Genomic DNA, 21,086 nt, shown 5'->3' on the forward strand with positions numbered 1-21,086 from the left:
GCGGGCGGCCTGACAGGCCCCGGGTCCGATCTGTTGCCGCGCCCGCCACCCATTGCCTCCGACGCGCGATCTTTGAACCGCATGCATAATATCGCCAAAATTCTCTGTCTCAAAAACGAGGAACCGCGGCGGCGCGAGCGCCGCACGCTGCTTCCGCGCCAGAAACAGTTGCCCCACACGCGCCACGCGCCGCCCTACGAGTCATGAACAAGCCGGTCTTGCCCCTGACGTACGAACAACTCGATCACTGGATCGAGTCGCTGCAACCAGCCCTGCTGGCCGAGCGCTTCACGATGGCGATCGGCATTCTGCGGGGCGGCGCCCCGCTCGCGCTGATGGTGTCGCATGCCGTCGGCACGCCGGTCGCCTTCCTGCGCTACGACCGCCAGACGCGCAAGGTCGCCTGGGATTCGACGCTGCCGATTCCGCCGGCAGGCTCGAACGTGCTGCTGTGCGAGGACATCGCGGGGCGCGGTTTCACGCTGACCGATTGCATCGCGTTTCTTCAGCAGCAAGGCCTCGTGGTCAGAACGCTGACCGGTGCAGCGGACGAGCTGAGCCGCATGCAACCCGACTATACGATCGATGCTCGCGGCTACTTCGCCTTGTTCCCTTGGGAACGCCAGGCCTACACCGGGCGTTATCGCGACGACTGGGCGCGCGTCGAAGCAGGCGAGGCACCCGCGATGGCGGACGATCACGAATACGCCACGTACGCGATCGACCTGGACGGCATTCTGCTGCCCGACGTGCCGCTCGCGCGTTATGACGAAGACCTGGCCGCCGCGCTCGCCGAACGCGATGCACTGCTGCCATTCGACGTGCTGCCCGGCATCGACCTGAAGCAGGTTCTAACGATCATCACCGGACGGCCGGAAGTGGATCGCGCGCGTACCGAAGCGTGGCTTGCACGGCACGGTTTTGGCCACCTGCAACTGCTGATGCGAACGCCCGACACGCACGATGAAAGTCCCGCCGGCAGCGCCGCTCACAAGGCTACGGCCGCATTGCGCGGCGGTGTCACGCATTTTATCGAGAGCGATCCGGTGCAGGCGCTGCTGATCGCGCAACAGGCGCCGCTCTTGCGGGTGATCTGGTGGGACGCGCACACGCAAACCGGCATGCTGGTCGGCGCGCGTGCGTGGGTTTGAGCGCGCGTGAATGGCTCAAGTGGCCTGATAGGTCCAGATGACCTCGATCGCCCAGGTGGTCCCAACGGCCTGACCAACCGGGATGGACCTGCGCGCTGCTAACCTTCGCGCGCCTCTTTCGCTTCCTTCGTCTTTTTGCCGTCGCGCAAATGCAGATGCCGCGCGGCCCGTTGCGACGCGACGACGATCAGCTTCATCGTCGCGCGGGTGGCGCCGACGAACAGCTTGCGCGCGATACGCTCGTCGAAGGTCTCGAAGTCGACCTCGGTGAAAATGACGCACGGCGCCGCCTGCCCCTTGAAGCGGTAGATCGATTCGAACAGCACGTCCCCTTCGCGGTACTCCGGGTTGCCGAACAGATCGTACTTGCCCGTGAAACTACGCAGCCGATGCGGCCCGAGATGATCCAGCGCGGTCATCGCCGAGCCTTCGCGGCCGCGAAACGACAGCACCACGATGTCCTGCTTGCGAAAGCCGAGCGAGAGCGCCTGCGTGATCGCGCGCTTGGTGGCTTCGATGCTGCTTTCGGCCGCATTGGCTTCGTCGTAAATGGAAAGCGAGATATCGGAGCCGTCGAACGGACTGCCCGACGCGAGCGCCGCCGCGACCGGCACCGACGCGCCGACCACGTTGCGCACATAGTCGAGAATGTCACGCGGGCTGCGATAGTTGGTGGTCTCTTTCAGCGTGGTCCAACCGGGCAGCGCGACCGGTTCACGCATGTACAGATTCTGCAGCGGATCTTCGAGCCACCACCACGCGGCGCCTGGGCGCAACAGGCGCTCGAGCGCGGCGACCCACGGCTGCTGGAAGTCCTGGCCTTCGTCGACGATCAGAACATCGAATTGCCAGCGCGGACCGATCGGCGTTTCGGCGAAAACCGTTTCCAGCTGATCGAACGCTGCAAGCGAAGTCCCGTTGGGGGACACGCCGCCCGCCTGGAAATCCGGTTCGCGGCCGGCATCACGCGCGATCCAGTCGCATAGCTGGTGATAGTTCGCCACTTTCGCCTCGGGCGGCGCGACCCGCGCGATGTGATCCGCCAGCGGCCGGTTGAAGCACACATAGAGCGGCTGCTGGCCGCGCGCCACCGCGTCTTTCATGACCTGCACCGCGAGTTGCGTCTTGCCGGAGCCGGCCGTGCCGATTACGCGCAAGCGGAACGGCGAGAATTCGAGCCGCCTCGCCCACGTGGCGAGGCCGCCCGCCAGACGCGTGACGAGCGTGCCCGCCTGCCCGAGCAGCGCGCTCGCGTCGGGCGTGAGCGCCAGTTCGTCGGCGAAAAAATGGTGAATTTTTGGTGCGATCGCGAGGCGCGGCTCATCGGCCGGCAACGCTTCGCGGATAACCGCCGCGAGCCGGTCCTTACGCGTGGCGTCGACGATCCGGGCGGGATTCACGCCGGCAATCGCCGTGTCCTTGACGATGTGATCCGGGCAATACAACAGTTCCTCGATGAAATACGTACCCGCGCCGAAGGCCGCGGTAAAGCGCCGGTGCAAACTTTCGACGGTGTGCGCGAGCGCGATCGCCACATTGCGCTCGGTCTGCAAGTGGACCTTGACGAGCCCTTTCGGCGTTTCGCGCAGGAAGCCGGTTTTCTGTTCGACGATCATCACGCGCCCGGCCGGACTGACGATCACGAAGTCGGCTTCGCCGAACACCGAGAAGTTCTGGTTCAGCCGCGTCCAGTGCACGCCGTGATAGACGGTGTAGCCATCGGGAAGCGCTTCTTCCAGCAACGCCAGTGTTTCGCGCTCGCGGGCCGCCGCGCCGGTGGCGGCGAGGCTCTTCCAGTCGTCGGGAATGATACGGGCCATGCGTGCCTCGTCGAATTCGGGTGGGCTCATTGTACGCAACGCATGCGGATTGCCGAATGCCTGTCGCAGCGTCGCTTTCAGACGTACCGCCCGGTTCGTCCGGCACGGCCGGTTGCCGCCCGGCGGCGCGCACTGGCACGCGCATCGTGTATCGTTACTGGTTGAACGCCGCGCGACGGGCGCGGCTTGCCAACTGTCAAGAAAGGATTTACCGGATGATTACGATCTGGGGACGCGCCAATTCGGTCAACGTCCAGAAAGTTTTGTGGTGCTGCGATGAGTTGGTGCTGCCGTATGACCGAATCGACGCCGGCCTGCAATTCGGCCGCAACGACGAACCCGCCTATCTCGCGATGAACCCGACGGGCAAGATTCCGACGCTGGTCGACGACGACTTCGTGCTGTGGGAATCGAATTCGATTTTGCGGTATCTGGTGCTGCAATACGGCGAAGCCAGCCTGCTGTATCCCTCTGACCCGAAGTCGCGCGTCGGCATTGACCGCTGGCTGGACTGGTCGTTGTCCACGCTGCAACCCGCCGAGCGTCCGGTGTTCTGGGCGCTCGTGCGCACACCCGCCGCCGAGCGCGACAATACCAAACTCGCCAGCGACTTCAACGCCGTCGCCATTCTGTGGCGCATGCTGGACACGCATCTGCAAGGGCGATTCTTTCTCGAAGGCGAGAAGTTCACGCTGGCCGACATCGTGATCGGCGCGTACGCGAAACGCTGGTTCGGTGTGGACGGCGTCGAGCGTCCGCCGCTGCCGAATCTGCAGCGCTGGTATTCGCGTATTGCGACGCGCACGGGGTTCAAGAAGTATGTCGACTTTCCGCTGACTTGAGCCGTCGCGTTTGACGGATCTAGCCGCGTGTGGCCAAGGCTCCGGTCACACGCCCTGCTTCTGACGCTGTTGCGCGTGTCCGGCCCGCCGCGCACTCGCGCTGCGCGCAGCGAGCCGGCACAGCGAGGCACGATGGCCTTTATAATCGACGCATGAAGACTGCCAAGCCCGCCGCGACCATCCACAAAGCCGCCCCGACCAACTCCGCTCACACCCATGAGCCGGGGCACACGCACGGTGACTCGCAGGAAGCCGCCTTGACACTCGCGGAAGAATATTGCCGCGAACGCGGCGAAAAACTCACGCCGATCCGCCGTAAAGTGCTCGAATTGCTGTTGAATTCCGGGCGCGCGACCAAAGCGTATTCGCTGCTCGACGAGATGCGCCAGATCCATCCCGGTTCGGCGCCGCCCACCGTTTATCGGGCGCTGGATTTTCTGCTCTCGGCGGGGCTCGTGCATCGCATCGAATCGATCAATGCGTTCACCGTTTGCCACGACCTGACGCAATGTCAGCATGGCATTCTGGTGGTTTGCCAGCAATGCGGCAACGTCACCGAATTGCATCAGCCCAAGCTGCGCCAGGCGCTGGTCACGCAAATCGAAGACGCGGGCTACCGGCTCGCGAGCGATGAAATCGAATTAAAGGGATTGTGCTCCGCCTGTCAGGCAGCGGAGGCAGCGGCGTCGAACCCGGATCCGGCCGCGCCCGTCGCCGCCGTCAAATAGCGGCAGCGACGCCGGCCGGTTCGCAGACCGCGCAGTGGCGGCATGCCGGTCAGGCGCCGGGCGTCCGAAACTGCAAGCGGCACGCGGCAGGTCCGAGGGAACGCGACTGCCGCATGCCACAGATATTGGCCAACTATCTGCTGCGCGGCCGTCCTGCTGTATTCAGCCTGCAGCGCGAGCGTCGATCGCGTCGTGCAGCAACTTCACGAGGTCTTCAGGCAAAGCGGGTTTGGTCATGAAGTGCTGAAAGCCTTCGCCGATGCTTCGTAACCGGTAAGCGTCGTCGGTATGGCCGGTGAGCGCGACGGCCACCGAAGGCACGTGATCCCCGCGAATCTCGTGGTCGCGCAAGCGCTGGATCAGGTAGAAGCCATCCATGGCGGGCAGTTCGAGGTCGCATACCACGGCGTCGGGCAACAATCGCAGCGCCGCCTCCACGCCCTCTTCCGCATCCGCCACGGCGACGACATGCGCGCCTTCTGCTTCGAGTAACAAGGTCAGCGATTCCCGGCTATCCGGGTCGTCTTCTACGAGCACGATCGTGGCCTGATCGAGTCTCAATGCTGCATTCATTTTCTGTTGTTGCTCTAAAAAACCGGTTAGGCCGTCAGACGTGGCCAACGTGTCACTCTGCTGTTTGCCGCCGATCTGCGCGGCTGCGATAGTGCTGTTCATGGTCCGACTCGATTTCATGCGCCGAGTTGCAAACAAGCCCGCGATTGTAAAACATGGCCTGAGCGCCAACGCGTGCGCCAGTAACGCGCCAAAACTGCACGCCAATGAAAAACCGGCGCTCGGCGCCACAGTCATGGCTGACCGATGCCGACTCCCGATTCGCCACGGCGGCTCGCGCAAACCCCATTCGGCACGGCCCATCCCGCCCAGCGTCTCTTTTCACATTCCTGTTCGTTGCGATGACGGCGGTGCTGCTTGATGCCGCCTGCATTAACATCCACCCCATCGGTAGCACGTAGCGTGCCTCGCCGGCTTTGGTGCGGAGAGGTTGGATTGTGTGGCGGGTGGCGGGTGACGGGTGACGGGTGACGGGTGACGGGTGACGGGTGGCGCGTGGCGGGACACGCGTGGCGCTATCATCGTGTGCGCGGGGCCGTATCGGGACGTTTCAGCGGCCCGTCGCGCCGCAGGCCGTACGGAGCGCATGCCCTCTTGCTATTCACCACTCTCAACCCGGAGGCCGTCCTACACCATGCCCGATCTCGACTCCGCCACGCTCGAAGTACTTCGTCACGTCAGTAGCGCGACACTCACCACCCAGCTGTTCAAACGCGGCTTGCGCAACACGTTCATGCAAGGCGTCGCGCCGCTTGCCGCGCACAGCGGCGCGAATCTGGTCGGGCCGGCGTTTACGTTGCGCAACATTCCATCGCGTGAAGACATCGACGTGCTCGAACTGTTTGCCGATCCCGAGTACGCCCAACGCAAGTGCGTCGAAACGATTCCGGCCGGCCACGTGCTCGTGCAGGATTGCCGCGGCGAGCGCGGCAGTGCGTCGTTCGGTTCGATCCTGACGCAACGTTTGCAGGTTCGCGGCGTGGCGGGCATGGTGTCCGACGGCCCCGTGCGAGACAGCCCGACGATCGCAGCTTTAGGGTTTCCGGTGTTCTGCGCGGGCGCCAGCGCGCCGCCCAACCTGATCCGCCATCATGCGGTAGATATCAATGTGCCGATCGGCTGCGGAGGCGTCGCCGTGTTTCCCGGCGACGTGATCGTAGGCGATGCGGATGGCGTCGTGGTGATTCCGCTGAAAATGGCCGACGAGATCGCCCAAGCCGCCGCCGAACAGGAGCAACTCGAAGCGTTTCTCACCGAGAGGATTCGCGACGGCGCGGCCTTGCCGGGCACCTACCCGCCAAACGATGCGACGAAGGCCGCTTACGAAGCGTGGAAGCAGAAACGGAAAGCGTGAGACCGGAATAGCGTGGAAAGGCGGTGTAGCGTGTGGGCCGGTCATAAGAATTCGCAGCATGTACGCGCGGCACAGTGAGCGGCGAGCGAGAAGCTTAAAGCGAGAAACGGGAAACGAGGAGCGAGGCGCAAGGAGAGGCGCAAGGAGCGGACACGCGCAAGCGGCAGCCCGCCGCGTCAACCTCCCTTCTTAGGACCCATTCCCTGCACCAGCAACGCCACGGCATGCCGGGCAATTTCCTCGCCGCCGATGTTGCGACGCATGGGATCGTTACGCCACAGTTTCGACGCAGCCAGCGGCAAAATCGTCAGCCCTAGCAGCGTGACGAAGACGAGCGCGGGTTCCAGCCCCGCGTTGAGCCGTCCCTCTTTCTGCCAGCGCGCGATGGCCGACAGCGACGCCTTCTGATGCGCGTCGCCAAAGCGTTCATGCATGCGCTGGCGCAGCAAGCCGCCGTCGCTAATGACTTCGCGCACCCACAGTGATGGAAACCACGGGTTGTCGACGGCCACCCGCACCATCCGCTGCGCGAGCTGCGTGATTGCCGCCACTGGATCGTCGGGATTTTCCTGGAACGGCACGCCCAGCCCGGCGCGCAACGGAGCGAAACGCTCGTCGATCAACACGTCGAGCAGCTGATCGCGCGTCTTGAAGTAGTAATGCATCATCGCCGGCGTGAAGCCGGCCTCGCGAGCAATCTCCCCAAGCGTGGTGTCGACAATGCCCTGTCGCGCAAACAACTCGAGCGCCGCGTCGAGCAGACGGTTGCGCTGCTCGACGCCACGCGCCGCGCCGGACGGCCGGCCCGGCCGCCGGGCGGGCACGGTGGCCTCGTGGCTTGCCGGCGCGCCGTCCTCCGCTTCAACGGGCCGCCCGCGCGCCGCCCGCGGCCGGCGAACCTTCACGACAGCCGTGTCACTCGGGGCGTTTTTCACCGCTGGATCGTCGGACGGAATTCTTGCCATTGCACTCGATTTGACTGGTAACGCGATGTCGCATATATTAATCTCTAAATTAATTAATTTCAACGACCCAATGCCATGGATCAATCGACCACGACTCAACCCGCCGCGCTGACGCAGCCTCACGCGCAGGACGGCACGCAGGCTGGCGATCACCCGCCGATCCGCCTGCTGTTTCCGGCGCTGCTACTGGTGATGTTGCTCGCCGCGCTCGATCAGACGATCGTTTCGACCGCACTGCCGACCATCGTCGGCGAACTGGGCGGGCTCAACAACCTGTCATGGGTAGTGACCGCATACCTGCTCAGCTCGACGATCGTCGTGCCGCTGTACGGCAAGTTTGGCGATCTGTTCGGCCGCAAGATCGTGCTCCAGACCGCGATCATCGTCTTCCTGGTGGGCTCCGCGTTGTGCGGCGTCGCTCAGGACATGACACAGCTCATCGTGCTGCGCGCGCTGCAAGGTCTCGGCGGCGGCGGTTTATTGGTGGTCACGATGGCCGCCATAGCGGATGTGATTCCGCCGGCTGAGCGCGGCCGCTATCAAGGCGTGTTCGGCGGCGTGTTCGGTCTCGCGACCGTGGTCGGCCCGCTGCTCGGCGGCTTTCTCGTCGAGCACCTGACGTGGCGCTGGATCTTCTACATCAACCTGCCGCTCGGCATCATCTCGCTCGTCGTGATCGGCGCGGTCTTCAAGCCGCACGTGCGCCACGTGAAGCACACGATCGACTACATGGGCGCCGCATTTCTCGCCGGCGCCCTCACCTGCATCATCCTGTTCACGAGCCAGGGCGGCACGATCCTGCCGTGGTCGTCGCCGCAACTGTGGTTCACGCTGGGCATGGGCCTCGTGGCGATCTGGGGTTTCATTCACGAGGAACGCAGCGCAGTCGAGCCGATCATGCCGCTCGAACTCTTCAAACAGCGCACGTTTCTGCTGAGCAGCCTGATCGGCTTCATCATCGGCTTGTCGCTGTTCGGCTCGGTAACGTTCCTGCCGTTGTATTTGCAGGTGGTCAAAGGCTCGACGCCGTCGCAAGCTGGCATGCAGATGCTGCCGATGATGGGCGGCCTGCTCCTGATGTCGATGGTGACCGGCCGCGTGATCAGCAAGATCGGCAAATACCGCATGTTCCCGATTGCCGGCACGTTCCTCGTGGCGATCGCGATGTTGCTGCTCGCGCGCCTGCAGATCAATACGCCGATTTATGTGATGTATATCGACATGGGCATTCTCGGCTGTGGTCTCGGCATGGTGATGCAGGTGCTGATTCTCGCCGTGCAGAACACCGTCGAGTTCAAGCACATGGGCGTGGCCACTTCGGGCGCAACGTTGTTCCGCTCGATCGGCGGCTCGATCGGCGTGGCCGGTTTCGGCGCCGTGTTCTCGAACGGCCTCGCCGCGCGTCTGGAAAAGCTGATTCCGGCGGACACCGAATTGCCGCATGCGCTCGGGCCCGCCGCGATTCATCAGTTGCCGCAAGCATTGCGCGACGACTATCTGCAGGCGTTCGCCGGCGCGCTGCACACGGTGTACCTCTCGGCTGCGTGCGTGGTGGTATTGGCGTTCGCGCTCGCGTGGCTGCTGAAGGATCATCCGCTGCGTAAGCACTGATTATCGTGCCGCTTGCGTCGAGCGCTTGATGCAAGCGCTTAACGACGGTGAAAACAGCGACAAAGACGAGGTCGAACGCCATGCGCGCCGACCTCGTTCTGTTTTTTGCGCGAATCAAATGGTGTGAAAAAATCTCCGCAGCCGTTCGTCCTGCCGGCATGGAGTGCAATTCGTCGTACCTGTGAATGTTCGCTAGCGCACATAGGATAGGTAGCAACGTCGATTGACGTTCTGATCGAAACGCCACATATTGCGAGCAGCGGCACCGTAAGCTCGGGCTTGCCGCTCAGGACTCTCCGGCGCATGTGGATCGTGATTTCCGCGGACATTGCTCCCGCTTCAACATGATCCGGAACATGCCGTAATGGCATTGTTTTACAAAGGTGGGTCACAGCATGTCCACCCAGACACTGATCGGACACAGTTTTCCGACGCCCTGCAAACGGTGTGGCGGGGCACTATACAGGCAAGTCGACTATTGTCCCTATTGCGGTGCGGTGCATCCGCTCGACGCGGGTCCGCACAAGCGCACCGTGATTCCCGGCAGTCGCGCGAGCGCCACTACGAAAGCTGCGCAAAAGAACAGCCTCGATCCATCAACACCGGACGAAACCGGCTTCGCGACGCGTGCGATGGTCGCCAGCGAACCCGTTACTGGCGAGGCCGCGCTACCCGCCTCGGCGCTCGTGTCGCCGGACGCGCCGGTACCGCATCTTTCCCAAGCGGTCAAAGCGGCAAGCCAAGGGACGATTTCGATTCGCAGAGCGCTCTATGCCATTGGGGCGGTTGTCGTGATTGGCCTGGGGTATGTCGGATATGCGCTATTCAGCGATCGCGATCTGTCGAGCGGAACCGCAGGCCAGTCCGCCGATAACGAAACTAATCAGGATGCCAGAACGACGACTGGCACGATCGCGCCGTACACGCCGGCTCAGTCCGCCAACCAGGCTGCCGCTGCGGGCAAACCCGCCGTGTCGGTCAACCCCGCGAGGCCGGCTCAGGTGATACCGGCGACGCCCGTCACGCCACCTGTTGTTGCGGCGGCGCCCGTCAAACCCGCGCCGCCCCGGTTCAGCGATGCCGCACAGGCCTTGCAATCAGCGCGCCTCGCGTTGCGCGGCAACGATCTCTCTTCAGCACAAGCCGCGCTCGGCGCCGCTCAGGCGCTGCAACCAGGCAATTCCGACGCTCAAGACCTGGCGGGAGAATTGAAGCCCCTGCTCGCACGCCGCGACGCCGCGTTGCAGGCGGCGCAAACTTGCGCCGCGCAGCAGTCGTGGCCGTGCGCCCGTCAGCATGCCAACGAGGCGCTCGTGCTCGACACCGGCAATGAAACGGCGAAGTCCATTCTGGCCCGCGTGATTCGCGAGACCGGTTGGGCACCGCTCACCCCGCACGCCGCAGCGGGCACCGCGCCGCAAGTCAAACCGACTGCACAAGCGCAAGCCGCACCACCGTCTCAACAGGTGGCTCAACTGCAAACCCCGCTTCCCCAAGGTATGCCGGCGAATAATCAGGCCGCAGTGGGCGGTGCCCGCCCCGCGACCACGGCGCCCGACAACAACAGTGTCGAAGCGCGCGAACGCGCGATCAAAGACTCCGGCTGGAACCGCGCGAACGCGAATGCCGCCAAGCCTGGCGCGGGCACCGCACTCAAGCAGTGAACAATATTCTGGATACCAAAACACATAGTCGATGTGAGCGGCATCCGAATGCATAAGGGCGCGCAAAAGCGCCCGTGGTTTGAGAGGTAACAGACGGACGTGGCTTTCTCAGCACATAGAACATGACATGGCAAACCGGCTCACTGGTGCTTCGCGTGCCGACGCGCGAAGCTGTACGAACCTGACCGATAGGTAGATAGACCATGCTAAAGAGACTTCTGGCGGGATGGTTGGGGCTGGCGCTGATGGTCGTATTTTCGCTGGCCTGCGCGGAGCCAGCGCATTACAAGATCGTCACCGGTCCGGAACGGGGCACGTATATCCAGATTGGCCAGGATCTGTCGAAATGGGTTGCGCAGCCGGCGGGCATCGATCTGGAAGTGATGGCGTCGAAAGGCTCGGCTGAAAACGTGCAACGCATGCGCTTCGAGCCGGGGGTCAAGCTCGCGCTGGTGCAATCCGATGTGTACCAGGCGTATATCGACATGGCCAACGCCGGCAACGCCGACGCGGGCACGGCAATCCGGCCGCTGCGGCTCATCATGCCGCTCTATGACGAAGAGATTAACGTCGTGGTGCGCGCGGATTCGCCCTTGAAGACGTTCGCCGACATCAAGGACAAAAGCATCAGTGTCGGACTGATCGGCAGCGGCACCGCGCAATCGGCCACGACGCTCTACCACCTGATGTTCGGTCAGGCGATTCCCGAGCAGAACATCCAGCATCTGAGCAACGAGGACGCGCTCGCCGCGCTGATCGTGAAGAAAGTGGACGTCGCGATTATCGTGGTCGGTCAGCCGGCGAAACTGTTCAACGACATGAATCCCGACCTGCTGCAGCAGATCCGCCTCCTGAAGGCCGACCAGGCCGCACCCGAAACCGCCCGCGCCAAACAGACCTATTTTCCCGCGACGATCCGCGCAACCAGCTATCCGAACTGGCTCAAGGAAGATGTTCCCACGCTGACCGTCAAGGCTTTTCTCGTCACCTACGATTACGGTCTGCGCGATACCGTCGGCAATCTGAATCACTTTGCCGACTCGCTATGCGCCAACTTCGACAATCTCCAGGAGCATGGCCACCCGAAGTGGAAGCAGGTGAAGCTGGAGTTGCCGACGCTCGTGCGTGGATGGAAATACTACTCGCCAGTCGAGAAGCATCTGCGCGCATGTCTCGCGAATAAGAGCGCCGCGATCAATGCCACCGCGGCCCAGGCCGCGCCGAAACCGCGTCCCACGTGTTCGGATCAGGAACGGCTGCTTCTGCTATGCAAGTAAGATTGGCAGCGTGACAAACGCGCCTCTCGCGCGACCGGGAGCGACTGGACTAGCGGGCAGCCTGGCCGGTCGCCTTCGGCGGAATGGGACCGAAGAACATTGCCATGAACCTGTCACGGCCGATCACGCGAACCAGCTCGGCAACGACGCAGTAGATCGCGATCAGCGTCACCAGCAGAATCTGGATGGCCCAGAAATGCGGCCAGTTGAGATCGGCGAGCAACCTGCCGTTGGCGGCGGCGAGGCTCGGCGCCTCCTTCCAGTATTCGTAAAGATGCTCCAGGTAATGCACGATCAAAGCCACCAAGGTATAGATCACCGTTTTCCAGCCGATATTCCAGATCAGCGGTTTCTCGGGAAACCGGTTGATGAACGGCAGCATGTTGGCGATCAGCACCGATTTGCCGAGAATCAGCGCGGCGATGGTCACGGAAACCGATGTCGGCAACGTCACGTCATAGCCTCGGGTAATCAGCGCGCGCATGATCGCGACAATGTGGAGAATCACGAAGAAATAGATGGTCGGCGGAAGCATCTCCATGAACTCGTGCTTGATCGTGGTGGTCAGCTTGCTCATGCTCGTCTCCTGAAGTGATCGGCGCAATCCCGTGAACTCCAAGTTCATGATAGACACGATAAGACCTTTATGACGCAGCCGGAACATTACCGCCGAAGGTAATCCGTATCAGCGGGTGGCAAGTCGCGTAGCCGCTGTACCGCTCCATTCCTCGATACAGTTTGGGCGATTTGTACCGATCCGTACCTTACTGTCCATGGTCGGATAACCGATGCTATGCGTTCTCTCTCCTCACGCATGGACTCTCCGGATGGACAAGACAACCAACGGCTGGCTGAGCGGCTTCATAGGCGTGTTGATTTTCAGCGGCTCGCTGCCGGCCACGCGCATCGCCGTCGAAGGCCTGGACCCGCTGTTCCTGACGGTCGCGCGCGCAACGATCGCCGGCACGCTCGGCCTGTTGCTGTTACTCGTGTTTCGCCAGGCGCGCCCCGCGCGCGGCGACCTGATCCCGCTCGTGGTAGTCGCACTCGGCGTGGTGATCGGCTTTCCGCTCCTGACGGCGTTGGCGCTGCGGCACGTGAGCTCGGCGCATGCCGTGGTGTTCGTCGGCCTCCTGCCGCTCGCCACGGCGATCTTCGGCGTGCTGCGCGGCGGCGAGCGTCCGCAACCGGCATTCTGGCTGTTCTCGGCACTCGGTAGCGGCGCCGTGGTGGCCTTCGCCCTGCGTCACGGGCTCGACGCATCGCCCGTTGGCGACGCGCTGATGCTGGCCGCCATCGTCGCCTGCGGGCTGGGGTATGCCGAAGGGGCGCGTCTGTCGCGCCATCTCGGCGGCTGGCAAGTGATTTCGTGGGCGCTCGTGCTGTCGCTGCCGCTCATGCTTCCGCTCGCCTTGTGGGCTCGCCCCGCATCGTTCGACGGAGTCAGTCACGCGGCGCTCTGGGCCCTCGCCTATGTGTCGCTCTTCAGCATGCTGATCGGCTTCGTGTTCTGGTATCGCGGCCTCGCGCTCGGCGGCATTGCGGGCGTCGGACAACTGCAACTGCTACAGCCGTTCTTCGGCCTGATGCTTGCCGGACTGCTCCTGCACGAACAGGTGCCGCTCGCGATGATTCTCGTCACCGTCGTGGTCGTGGCCTGCGTGGCGGGCGCACGGCGCTTCTCACGGGCGGCGCCGGCGCGGCCGGTTGCCTGATCGGCGCATCGTCCGCGGTACGCATTCGCGTTAGCCGTTTTCCAGACGCGCGCGGCGCGAGCAGCCGGTTGAATATGTCATCATCCCGATGATCGATTAACCACTGCCCCGCCACGCGACTACGATGCCGACCGCATTTGCTCAAACCGTCGAAGCCCGCTTTGCCGAACTCACCCCCACCTCCAAACGCGTCGCCAGCTATATGCTGGCCAACCTCGACCGGCTCGGTCTCGAAACCGCCGACCAGATCGCCCAGCAAGCCGGTACGAGCGGCATTTCGGTCGGCCGGTTCCTGCGCAGCATCGGCTACCAGAATCTCGACGACCTGAAGCGCGAACTGCGCGGGGCTCAGGAGCGCCCCTGGCTGATCACAGACCGCCTCGACGCGTTCCGCCGCACCGCGGGACATCACGACGACACCCCGCTGGAAGCCGCTTCGTCCGTCGCGCCCAACCCCGCGCTCGCCCACTCGCTCGAACTCGAGATCGGTGCGATCCAGCATGTCTATCAGCTCGCCCAATCGCCGGTGTTCGCGCGCGTGGCCGAGCGTATCGCCAACGCCGATGCGGTCTACATTCTCGGCATTCAGTCCACGCGCGGCATCAGCAACGCGTTCTACAGCTACCTGGAATACATCCGCCCGCGCGTGTTCTATTCCGACGGCATGTCGGGTTCGTACGTCGATTCGCTGAACTCGGGGTTCGAAGCGCCGTATCTGATCGTCACCGACACCCGCGCCTATTCGAAGGTCGCGCGCCGCTATTGCGAAGCCGCCACACGTCGCGGCCTGCCGTTCGCGCTCATCACCGACATTTATTGTCCGTGGGCGCGCGAATTCGACGGCGATCTGCTACAGGTCAAAACGGACGTCGGCCAGTTCTGGGATTCGCTCGCGCCGCTTACCTGCCTGTTCAATCTGCTGATCTCGGCGATCGTCGACAGGCTCGGGCCGGACCTCGACGAGCGCGTGGCGCGCAACCGTGAACTGCAAAGCGAATTCGATCAGTTCGACGACCTCTGACGCATTCCGCTCGCTTCGCCTTGCGACCGACCATCGACTCAACGCGCGCGTCACCGCTCGACAATGAGGCAAGCGGGCTGCTGCGCCTGATGTGATCGATCGACTGTCAGGAAAACAGGTATCCTCACCGGCTCGTTCAGAAGGAGGACCCATGAAGCTTTCAATTTGCCTGGCTGCCGCCGCGCTGGCATGCTCTGTTGGCGCATACGCCCAGACTTCGCAAACCTTCCGTTTCGGCGAAGGCCAAAGCGGGCTGCCCTCAGGCAATACGCACCCCGCGCCCGCGCCTCGTGCGCAGGCTCAAGCGCCGGCGGCTGCGGCGCCTGACGAACAGCACGCGTCGCAGCCGAAAGCCAGCCCGAAACATAAGGTGAAGCATTCCCGGCACCATCGCGGGCATGTGACACAGCCCGAGACGTACTCGCATAACTGAGTAGCGCAAGCCTGGCCGTGCGCATGGTGCGGCCGAACTGAGTGGCGCAATCCCGGCCGTGCGCGCGGCGCGGCCGAACTGAGCGGCGCAATCCCGGCCGTGCGCGCGGCGCGGCCGATCAGTCCGTGCACGGATACCGGCTATACGTCCCGGCGATTTTTGACTCGCTTCAAATTCGCGCGCGCGGCGGGCATAGTAAAACGTATCCGCAGACTTATCGCCACGACAGGAACACGTATGAGCACCACCCGCCCCGCGCCCTCTGTTGCGGCCTCAGCGAGCGAAGCCGCCCCGCTGATCCGCGACGCCACTGAAGCCGACCTTCCTGCGATCCAGGCCATCTATGCACACCACGTCCTGACCGGCGTCGCCTCGTTCGAGGAATTCCCGCCTTCCGTCGACGACCTGCGCATGCGGCTCGCATCGGTACGCAGCCATGGGCTGCCGTACATGGTCGCGCAGATCGACGGTGAGGTCGCAGGCTATTGCTACGCGACGCCGTACCGGCCGCGCGCCGCGTATCGCAACACCATCGAAGATTCGATTTACGTGAACGACGCCTATCGCGGCCGGGGGCTGGGGCGCGTATTGCTCCAGGCGCTGATCGAGCGCTGCGAAACCGGACCGTGGCGCCAGATGGTCGCCGTGATCGCGGACGGGGGCAGCGGCGGTTCGCTATCGCTGCATACGCAACTGGGTTTCGAATTGACCGGCACGTTGAAGTCGGTGGGTTTCAAGCACGGTCGCTGGCTCGACACCACGCTGATGCAACGCACGCTTGGCAAAGGCGATTCGACCTCGCCGGACGACGTTGCGCCGGCAGGCGTTTGAAGTGCGACGCCCGTCACGTCTGAAACCTCGGCAATACGTCGCGCAATCCGTCGTTCATGCGCGGACAGAAATGCACTCACGGTGAATCGTGCAAAAGTAGCACCGGCAACATAAGCGCATCCCCGCGAAAGTTCCGATCACCGGCGTGCATGCGGCGGGCGCGCTGGCGGCCGCGCGCGCCAGCGCGTTAAAATCCCGCCATGCCCAACACGCCGCCTCCTGTCCCGCCGCTGTACGCCGATTCCGGCGACCCGGCCAGCGCCTCGCCGCGCAACGAATACACCGTCGACGAACTCGCGCGCGTCACCGACACCACCGTGCGCAACGTGCGCGCCTATCAGGACAGGGGACTGCTTGCACCGCCGGAGAAGCGCGGCCGCGTCGGCGTCTACGACGACACGCACGTGTCGCGTTTGAAGCTGATCAACCATCTGCTCGCACGCGGCTACACGCTAGCCAACATCCAGGACCTGATCATGGCCGTCGACGAGGGCCACGATCTTCGCTCCATCCTCGGTCTGGAAACGGCGATCGGCGGCCGCTGGTCGCGCGAGCGGCCGAAAAAGTACTCGCTGATCGAACTGCTGCAAATGTTCGGCGACAAAGCCTCGCCGAGCGCGCTCGGCAAAGCGGTCGAGCTCGGCCTGCTGGAGCGCAACGGCCTTTCCTTCGTGTCTGGCAGCCCGACAGCGCTGGCCGCCGGCGCCACGATGGCGAAGGAAGGCATTCCGCTTGCCGACCTGCTCGACGCCGTGGGCATCGCAAGGCCGCATTTCAACGCGGTTGCCAAAGCGCTGGTCGATCTGGTGGTTCGCCAACTGGACCGCTACGAGGCCGGCGCGCTGCCGCCGCCCGCCGACATACCCGCTCTGGTCGAGGCCATCTGGCGCGTGCGGCCGCTCGCCATGGTGCTGGTCGAAAGCGAAATGAACCGCGCGCTCGAAGAAGCCTCCGGCGACTACCTGGGCGACCGCGTCGCGGGCATCATGGAAAAGAAACTGGGCCATCCCGCCGAAGGCACAGCCGCCGCAGTGAAGAAAGACAAATCAAAAAAGTAAGCCTGCGCTCAGTCGAGGCCGCGTTAGTGTTTGTACACGCCCACTGACGCGGCGAGCGGGACGCGTGAACGGCGCCATCTTCCGGCGCACGTCATATTCAAATCTGCATTGCTTCGTTTGAACAGCGGGACGTCCATGCGACGATCCCCGAACGTCGCCGCAACACGTTTTCAGCCATCTCCGCAAGCCCTCGCCATGGCTAGCGCAGACGTGCGCAGATCACGCTGAAAACAAACCGCGGCCACACCAATCGAACGCAATGGAGATTCGCAGGATGGCCCGTCACGCCGGTTTTTCGCTTCAATTCGCCGCGGCCCTGATCGCGGCATTCACGACTTTCAGCGCCACCGCGCAGACCAGCGGCAACGCCGGCGAGCCGGCCAGGGTATTGCGCATCGGCTATCAGAAATCGGGCTTGCTCGCGGTGCTCAAGGCCCAGGGCTCCCTCGATGAAAAGCTCAAGCTGCTGGGCTATAGCATCAAATGGTTCGAATTCCCGGCAGGACCGCAATTGCTCGAAGCGTTGAACGCGAACAGCATCGACTTCGGCTACACGGGCGCGCCGCCGCCGGTGTTCGCACAGGCGAGCGGCGTGCGCTTCGTGTACGTGGGTGCGGAGCCGTCGGGACGTCACGCCGAAGCCATTCTGGTCAAGAACGACTCGCCGCTGCATGACGTGGCCGATCTGAAGGGCAAGCGCGTCGCGCTGCAGAAGGGATCGAGTTCGAACTATCTGCTACTTGAGGCGCTTAAGAAAGCGGGGCTGCGCTACGAGGACATTCGTCCGGTGTACCTGCCCCCCGCCGACGCCCGCGCCGCCTTCGAAACCGGCAGCGTGGATGCATGGGTGATCTGGGACCCTTACTACGCGTCCGCACAGCAGGCGTTGAAGGCACGCACGTTGGCCGACTACAGCGAACTGAACGCGCCGTACAACTTCTATGAAGCGACGCGCGACTTCGCGCAACAGCATGCCGATGTGATCGGCGCGATTCTCGGCCAGTTGCGCACCGCCGGGTTGTGGGTCAACGCCCATCCGGTGGAAACCGCCGCGCTGATCGCGCCGAAGGTCGGTCTCGATCAGAAACTGGTCGAGACGTGGGTGCGCCGCTATCCTTATGGCACTACGCCCGTCACGGACGAAATCGTGCGCTCGCAGCAGAGCGTCGCCGACGCGTTCTACGGCGCCAATCTGATCCCGCAGAAAATTACCGTGAAAGACAGCGTCTGGCAGAACCGGGACGTCGCGGCGGCCTTGGCCGCGAAGTGAACATAGCGTGCCTCCAGTCCTAGAGGGGAGCGTCTAACCGCCTTCTTGCGTCATCCGTTACCAGCCTCTATTGTTACATCCACCAATGTAACAGTTAAGAGAGTAAAAAAGGAGACGGAACGGATGAACGCACGCATGCTGCCTCACGACACCGCGGCGCCGGACGCGTCCGCGCCTATCGAGACCGACATCGCCATTATCGGGTCCGGGTTTGCCGGCCTCGGCATGGCGATCCGCCTGCGCCAGGCCGGTATCAGCGATTTCATCGTCGCCGAGAAAGCCGACTCGGTCGGTGGCACCTGGCGCGACAACCACTACCCCGGTTGCGCCTGCGACGTCCAATCCCACGTCTATTCGTTCTCCTTCGCCCCGAATCCGCGCTGGACCCGTATGTTCGCGCGCCAACCGGAAATCCGCGCTTATCTGGAGGAATGCACGCAGCGCTTCGGCGTGCAGCGGCATCTGCGCTTTGGCCACGAACTCGCAACGGCGACCTACGACGAGACGCGCCACCGCTGGCAATTGACCTTCGCGAACGGCCAGCAATGGTCGGCGCGCGTGCTGATCTCGGGCATGGGCGGCCTCTCGCGCGCGGCCATGCCGAACATTCCCGGCATCGAGAACTTCAAGGGCAAAGCGTTTCATTCACAGCACTGGGACCACGGCTATTCGCTCGAAGGCAAGCGCGTCGCCGTGATCGGCACCGGCGCAAGCGCGATCCAGTTCGTCCCGCAGATCGCGCCGCGCGTCGCGCATCTCGATCTGTTCCAGCGCACGCCGCCGTGGATCATGCCGAAGGCCGACCGCCGCGTGAAACCGCTGGAACAATGGCTATTCAAGCACCTGCCGTTCACGCAGAAGATCATGCGCTCGGCGCTCTACTGCATGCTCGAATCGCGTGCGTTTGGCTTTGCGGTTCATCCTTCGCTGATGAAGACGGCGCAAAAAGTCGCCGAGCGGCATCTGCGCCGCCAGGTGCGCGATCCGCAATTGCGCGCGACGCTCACGCCCAACTACACGATGGGCTGCAAGCGCATCCTGATCTCAAACGACTACTTCCCCGCCCTGTCGCGCCAGAATGTTTCGGTGACGACCACCGGCATCGCCCGTATCGAGGAGGACGCCGTCGTCACTACGGACGGTAAGCGTCACCGCGCCGACTGCCTGATCTTCGGCACCGGTTTTCAAGTGGCCGATCCGTTTCCGCGCGGCGTGGTGCGCGGGCGCGGCGGGGTCGATATCGTCGACACATGGCGCGACGGCGCGCATGCATATCTCGGTACGACATTGCCTGGTTATCCGAACTTCTTCATGATCGTCGGACCGAATACCGGTCTCGGTCATAACTCGATGGTGTTCATGATCGAGTCGCAGGTCGAATACATTCTGCGCGCACTGAAGACGATGGCCGCGGAACGCGCCGACGCCATCGAAGTGCGTCCGCAGGTAGAGCGTGCCTACAACGAACAGATCCAGCAGAAACTCGGCCGCGCAATCTGGTCCACGGGCGGCTGCAAGAGCTGGTATCTCGATCCGAAAACCGGCAAGAACACCACGCTGTGGCCGGGATTCGCATACAAATTCCGCCAGGCCACCAGCACGTTCAGCATGAACGACTACCTTGCGTATTCGCCCGCGCCGCAACCGGCAAGCGAGCCGATGGTGTCGCCGCCGCCCGCCCATGCTCACGGCGGCGCGACGGCGTCGGTGGAGGCGACCTGAGAGGACATAACGATAACGACAGGCGCTGTTCAGAGAGGACAACAACAATTTCGCATAGGGCCGGAGTGAAAGGTTGAAGCACTAGCTCTGGTTGAACGCTGTGCATGGAGATAAGCCAATGAAAAACTTTACCGACAGAGTGGCCGCGATCACCGGCGCAGGCTCGGGCATGGGCCGCTCGCTCGCGATCCAGCTCGCGCGCGAAGGCTGCCACCTCGCGCTAGCCGACCGCAATGCTGCAAGCCTCGCCGAAACTGCGCAGCTTGCGCAGGCCGCGGCGCCACACATCGTCGGCGCGCCGCTGCGCATCACCACCCGGGTGCTCGATGTCGCGGACCGCGCCGCGATGTTCGCCTGGGCCGCCGAAACCGCCGCGCAGCATCGGCGCGTCAACCTCGTGTTCAACAACGCAGGCGTCGCGCTGTCGAGCACCATCGAAGGCATGGACTACGCCGATCTGGAGTGGATCGTCGGCATCAACTTCTGGGGCGTGGTGCACGGCACGAAGGCGTTTCTGCCATACATCAAGGCGTCCGGTGCGGGGCATATCGTCAATACGTCTAGTGTGTTCGGACTGTTCTCCCAGCCGGGCATGAGCGGCTACAACGCGACCAAATTCGCGGTGCGCGGCTTTACGGAAGCACTGCGCCAGGAACTCGACCTGATGAAGTGCGGCGTGTCGGCCACCTGCGTGCATCCGGGCGGCATCCGCACGGCCATCGCGCAATCGAGCCGTATCTCGTCGAACATGGTCGGCTTCATGCTGGAAACCGAACAGCAGGGCAAGGACGACTTCGAGAAGTTCTTCATCACCACCGCCGACGAAGCCGCGCGCGTGATTCTCGACGGCGTGCGCAAGAACAAACGGCGCGTGCTGATCGGACGCGATGCGCGGGCCGCCGACTGGCTGGCGCGCACGTTGCCGGCCGCCTATCAGGCACTGGTGGTGATGCAAACGCGGCGGATGAAACGCATCGCGGAGAAACGCGCGCGGCGCGCCGCGCAGGTGGACGGCAAGCGCGCATAAAGCTGCGCCATGCACGTCACTCGC

19 protein-coding genes are annotated in these 21,086 nt (G+C 63.5%); 15 read left to right on the top strand and 4 right to left on the bottom strand.

Going from position 1 to position 21,086, the window contains the following annotated elements:
* Positions 1-203: 203 nt before the first annotated feature.
* Positions 204-1,151, top strand: a complete 948-nt coding sequence (locus tag P0D71_RS12220) for a phosphoribosyltransferase (protein ID WP_091801981.1) — start codon at positions 204-206, stop codon at positions 1,149-1,151.
* Between the two features lie 98 nt (positions 1,152-1,249).
* Here P0D71_RS12220 and P0D71_RS12225 read toward each other — a convergent pair whose 3' ends face one another.
* Positions 1,250-2,971, bottom strand: a complete 1,722-nt coding sequence (locus P0D71_RS12225) for an ATP-binding domain-containing protein (protein WP_408480204.1) — start codon at positions 2,969-2,971, stop codon at positions 1,250-1,252.
* Between the two features lie 215 nt (positions 2,972-3,186).
* Here P0D71_RS12225 and P0D71_RS12230 point away from each other — a divergent pair, with 215 nt between their 5' ends.
* Both P0D71_RS12230 and P0D71_RS12235 read left to right on the top strand, forming a co-directional pair.
* Complete coding sequence (locus P0D71_RS12230; RefSeq protein ID WP_408480206.1) at positions 3,187-3,813, top strand: glutathione S-transferase family protein; 627 nt, start codon at positions 3,187-3,189, stop codon at positions 3,811-3,813.
* Positions 3,814-3,965: 152 nt separating this feature from the next.
* Positions 3,966-4,541 (top strand): Fur family transcriptional regulator, encoded by a 576-nt coding sequence (locus P0D71_RS12235; protein ID WP_091801986.1) that lies wholly within the window; start codon positions 3,966-3,968, stop codon positions 4,539-4,541.
* A 162-nt stretch (positions 4,542-4,703) separates the two neighbouring features.
* Here P0D71_RS12235 and P0D71_RS12240 read toward each other — a convergent pair whose 3' ends face one another.
* Complete coding sequence (locus P0D71_RS12240) at positions 4,704-5,216, bottom strand: response regulator (protein WP_408349522.1); 513 nt, start codon at positions 5,214-5,216, stop codon at positions 4,704-4,706.
* 532 nt (positions 5,217-5,748) lie between these two features.
* Between P0D71_RS12240 and P0D71_RS12245 the strand changes: the two genes are divergently transcribed.
* Positions 5,749-6,468, top strand: coding sequence for a ribonuclease activity regulator RraA (locus tag P0D71_RS12245; RefSeq protein WP_408480209.1), 720 nt, complete (start codon positions 5,749-5,751; stop codon positions 6,466-6,468).
* Positions 6,469-6,644: 176 nt separating this feature from the next.
* Here the strand turns inward: P0D71_RS12245 and P0D71_RS12250 are convergent, their stop codons facing one another.
* On the bottom strand, positions 6,645-7,433 hold the full coding sequence (locus P0D71_RS12250) for a TetR/AcrR family transcriptional regulator (protein WP_408480211.1): 789 nt from the start codon (positions 7,431-7,433) through the stop codon (positions 6,645-6,647).
* 75 nt (positions 7,434-7,508) lie between these two features.
* Between P0D71_RS12250 and P0D71_RS12255 the strand changes: the two genes are divergently transcribed.
* From P0D71_RS12255 to P0D71_RS12265, 3 genes are all read left to right on the top strand, one after another.
* Positions 7,509-9,044, top strand: coding sequence for an MDR family MFS transporter (locus tag P0D71_RS12255; RefSeq protein ID WP_408480213.1), 1,536 nt, complete (start codon positions 7,509-7,511; stop codon positions 9,042-9,044).
* 395 nt (positions 9,045-9,439) lie between these two features.
* Complete coding sequence (locus P0D71_RS12260; RefSeq protein ID WP_408480215.1) at positions 9,440-10,708, top strand: hypothetical protein; 1,269 nt, start codon at positions 9,440-9,442, stop codon at positions 10,706-10,708.
* A gap of 203 nt (positions 10,709-10,911) precedes the next feature.
* Complete coding sequence (locus P0D71_RS12265; RefSeq protein ID WP_408480216.1) at positions 10,912-11,985, top strand: TAXI family TRAP transporter solute-binding subunit; 1,074 nt, start codon at positions 10,912-10,914, stop codon at positions 11,983-11,985.
* Positions 11,986-12,034: 49 nt separating this feature from the next.
* On the opposite strand, the gene P0D71_RS12270 is transcribed toward P0D71_RS12265, so the two are convergent.
* Positions 12,035-12,562, bottom strand: a complete 528-nt coding sequence (locus P0D71_RS12270) for a hypothetical protein (RefSeq protein WP_091802004.1) — start codon at positions 12,560-12,562, stop codon at positions 12,035-12,037.
* 250 nt (positions 12,563-12,812) lie between these two features.
* On the opposite strand from P0D71_RS12270, the gene P0D71_RS12275 reads away from it, so the two are divergent.
* From P0D71_RS12275 to P0D71_RS12310, 8 genes are all read left to right on the top strand, one after another.
* Positions 12,813-13,700 carry a DMT family transporter gene (locus P0D71_RS12275; RefSeq protein ID WP_408480218.1) on the top strand — a complete coding sequence of 296 codons (888 nt, stop codon included), beginning with the start codon at positions 12,813-12,815 and terminating at the stop codon, positions 13,698-13,700.
* Between the two features lie 124 nt (positions 13,701-13,824).
* Entirely contained in the window at positions 13,825-14,721 is an 897-nt protein-coding gene (sapR, locus tag P0D71_RS12280; protein WP_091802010.1) for a sap1 transcriptional regulator SapR, read from the top strand.
* A 151-nt stretch (positions 14,722-14,872) separates the two neighbouring features.
* Entirely contained in the window at positions 14,873-15,154 is a 282-nt protein-coding gene (locus P0D71_RS12285) for a hypothetical protein (RefSeq protein WP_408184934.1), read from the top strand.
* Between the two features lie 237 nt (positions 15,155-15,391).
* Entirely contained in the window at positions 15,392-15,985 is a 594-nt protein-coding gene (locus P0D71_RS12290; protein WP_408480220.1) for a GNAT family N-acetyltransferase, read from the top strand.
* Positions 15,986-16,185: 200 nt separating this feature from the next.
* Positions 16,186-17,043, top strand: coding sequence for a MerR family transcriptional regulator (locus P0D71_RS12295; protein ID WP_408480222.1), 858 nt, complete (start codon positions 16,186-16,188; stop codon positions 17,041-17,043).
* A gap of 274 nt (positions 17,044-17,317) precedes the next feature.
* A complete protein-coding gene (locus tag P0D71_RS12300) occupies positions 17,318-18,313 on the top strand; it encodes a sulfonate ABC transporter substrate-binding protein (protein ID WP_408480223.1) in 996 nt (331 codons plus the stop codon).
* A gap of 123 nt (positions 18,314-18,436) precedes the next feature.
* The gene (locus P0D71_RS12305) at positions 18,437-20,035 is read left to right on the top strand and encodes a flavin-containing monooxygenase (protein ID WP_408480224.1); all 1,599 of its coding nucleotides are present in this window, start codon (positions 18,437-18,439) and stop codon (positions 20,033-20,035) included.
* A gap of 118 nt (positions 20,036-20,153) precedes the next feature.
* Positions 20,154-21,062: an SDR family NAD(P)-dependent oxidoreductase gene (locus P0D71_RS12310; protein ID WP_408480226.1), complete on the top strand. Its 909-nt coding sequence runs from the start codon at positions 20,154-20,156 to the stop codon at positions 21,060-21,062.
* Positions 21,063-21,086 lie beyond the last annotated feature (24 nt).

The organism is Paraburkholderia sp. RL17-383-BIF-A (assembly GCF_046028015.1).
GTDB lineage: Bacteria > Pseudomonadota > Gammaproteobacteria > Burkholderiales > Burkholderiaceae > Paraburkholderia.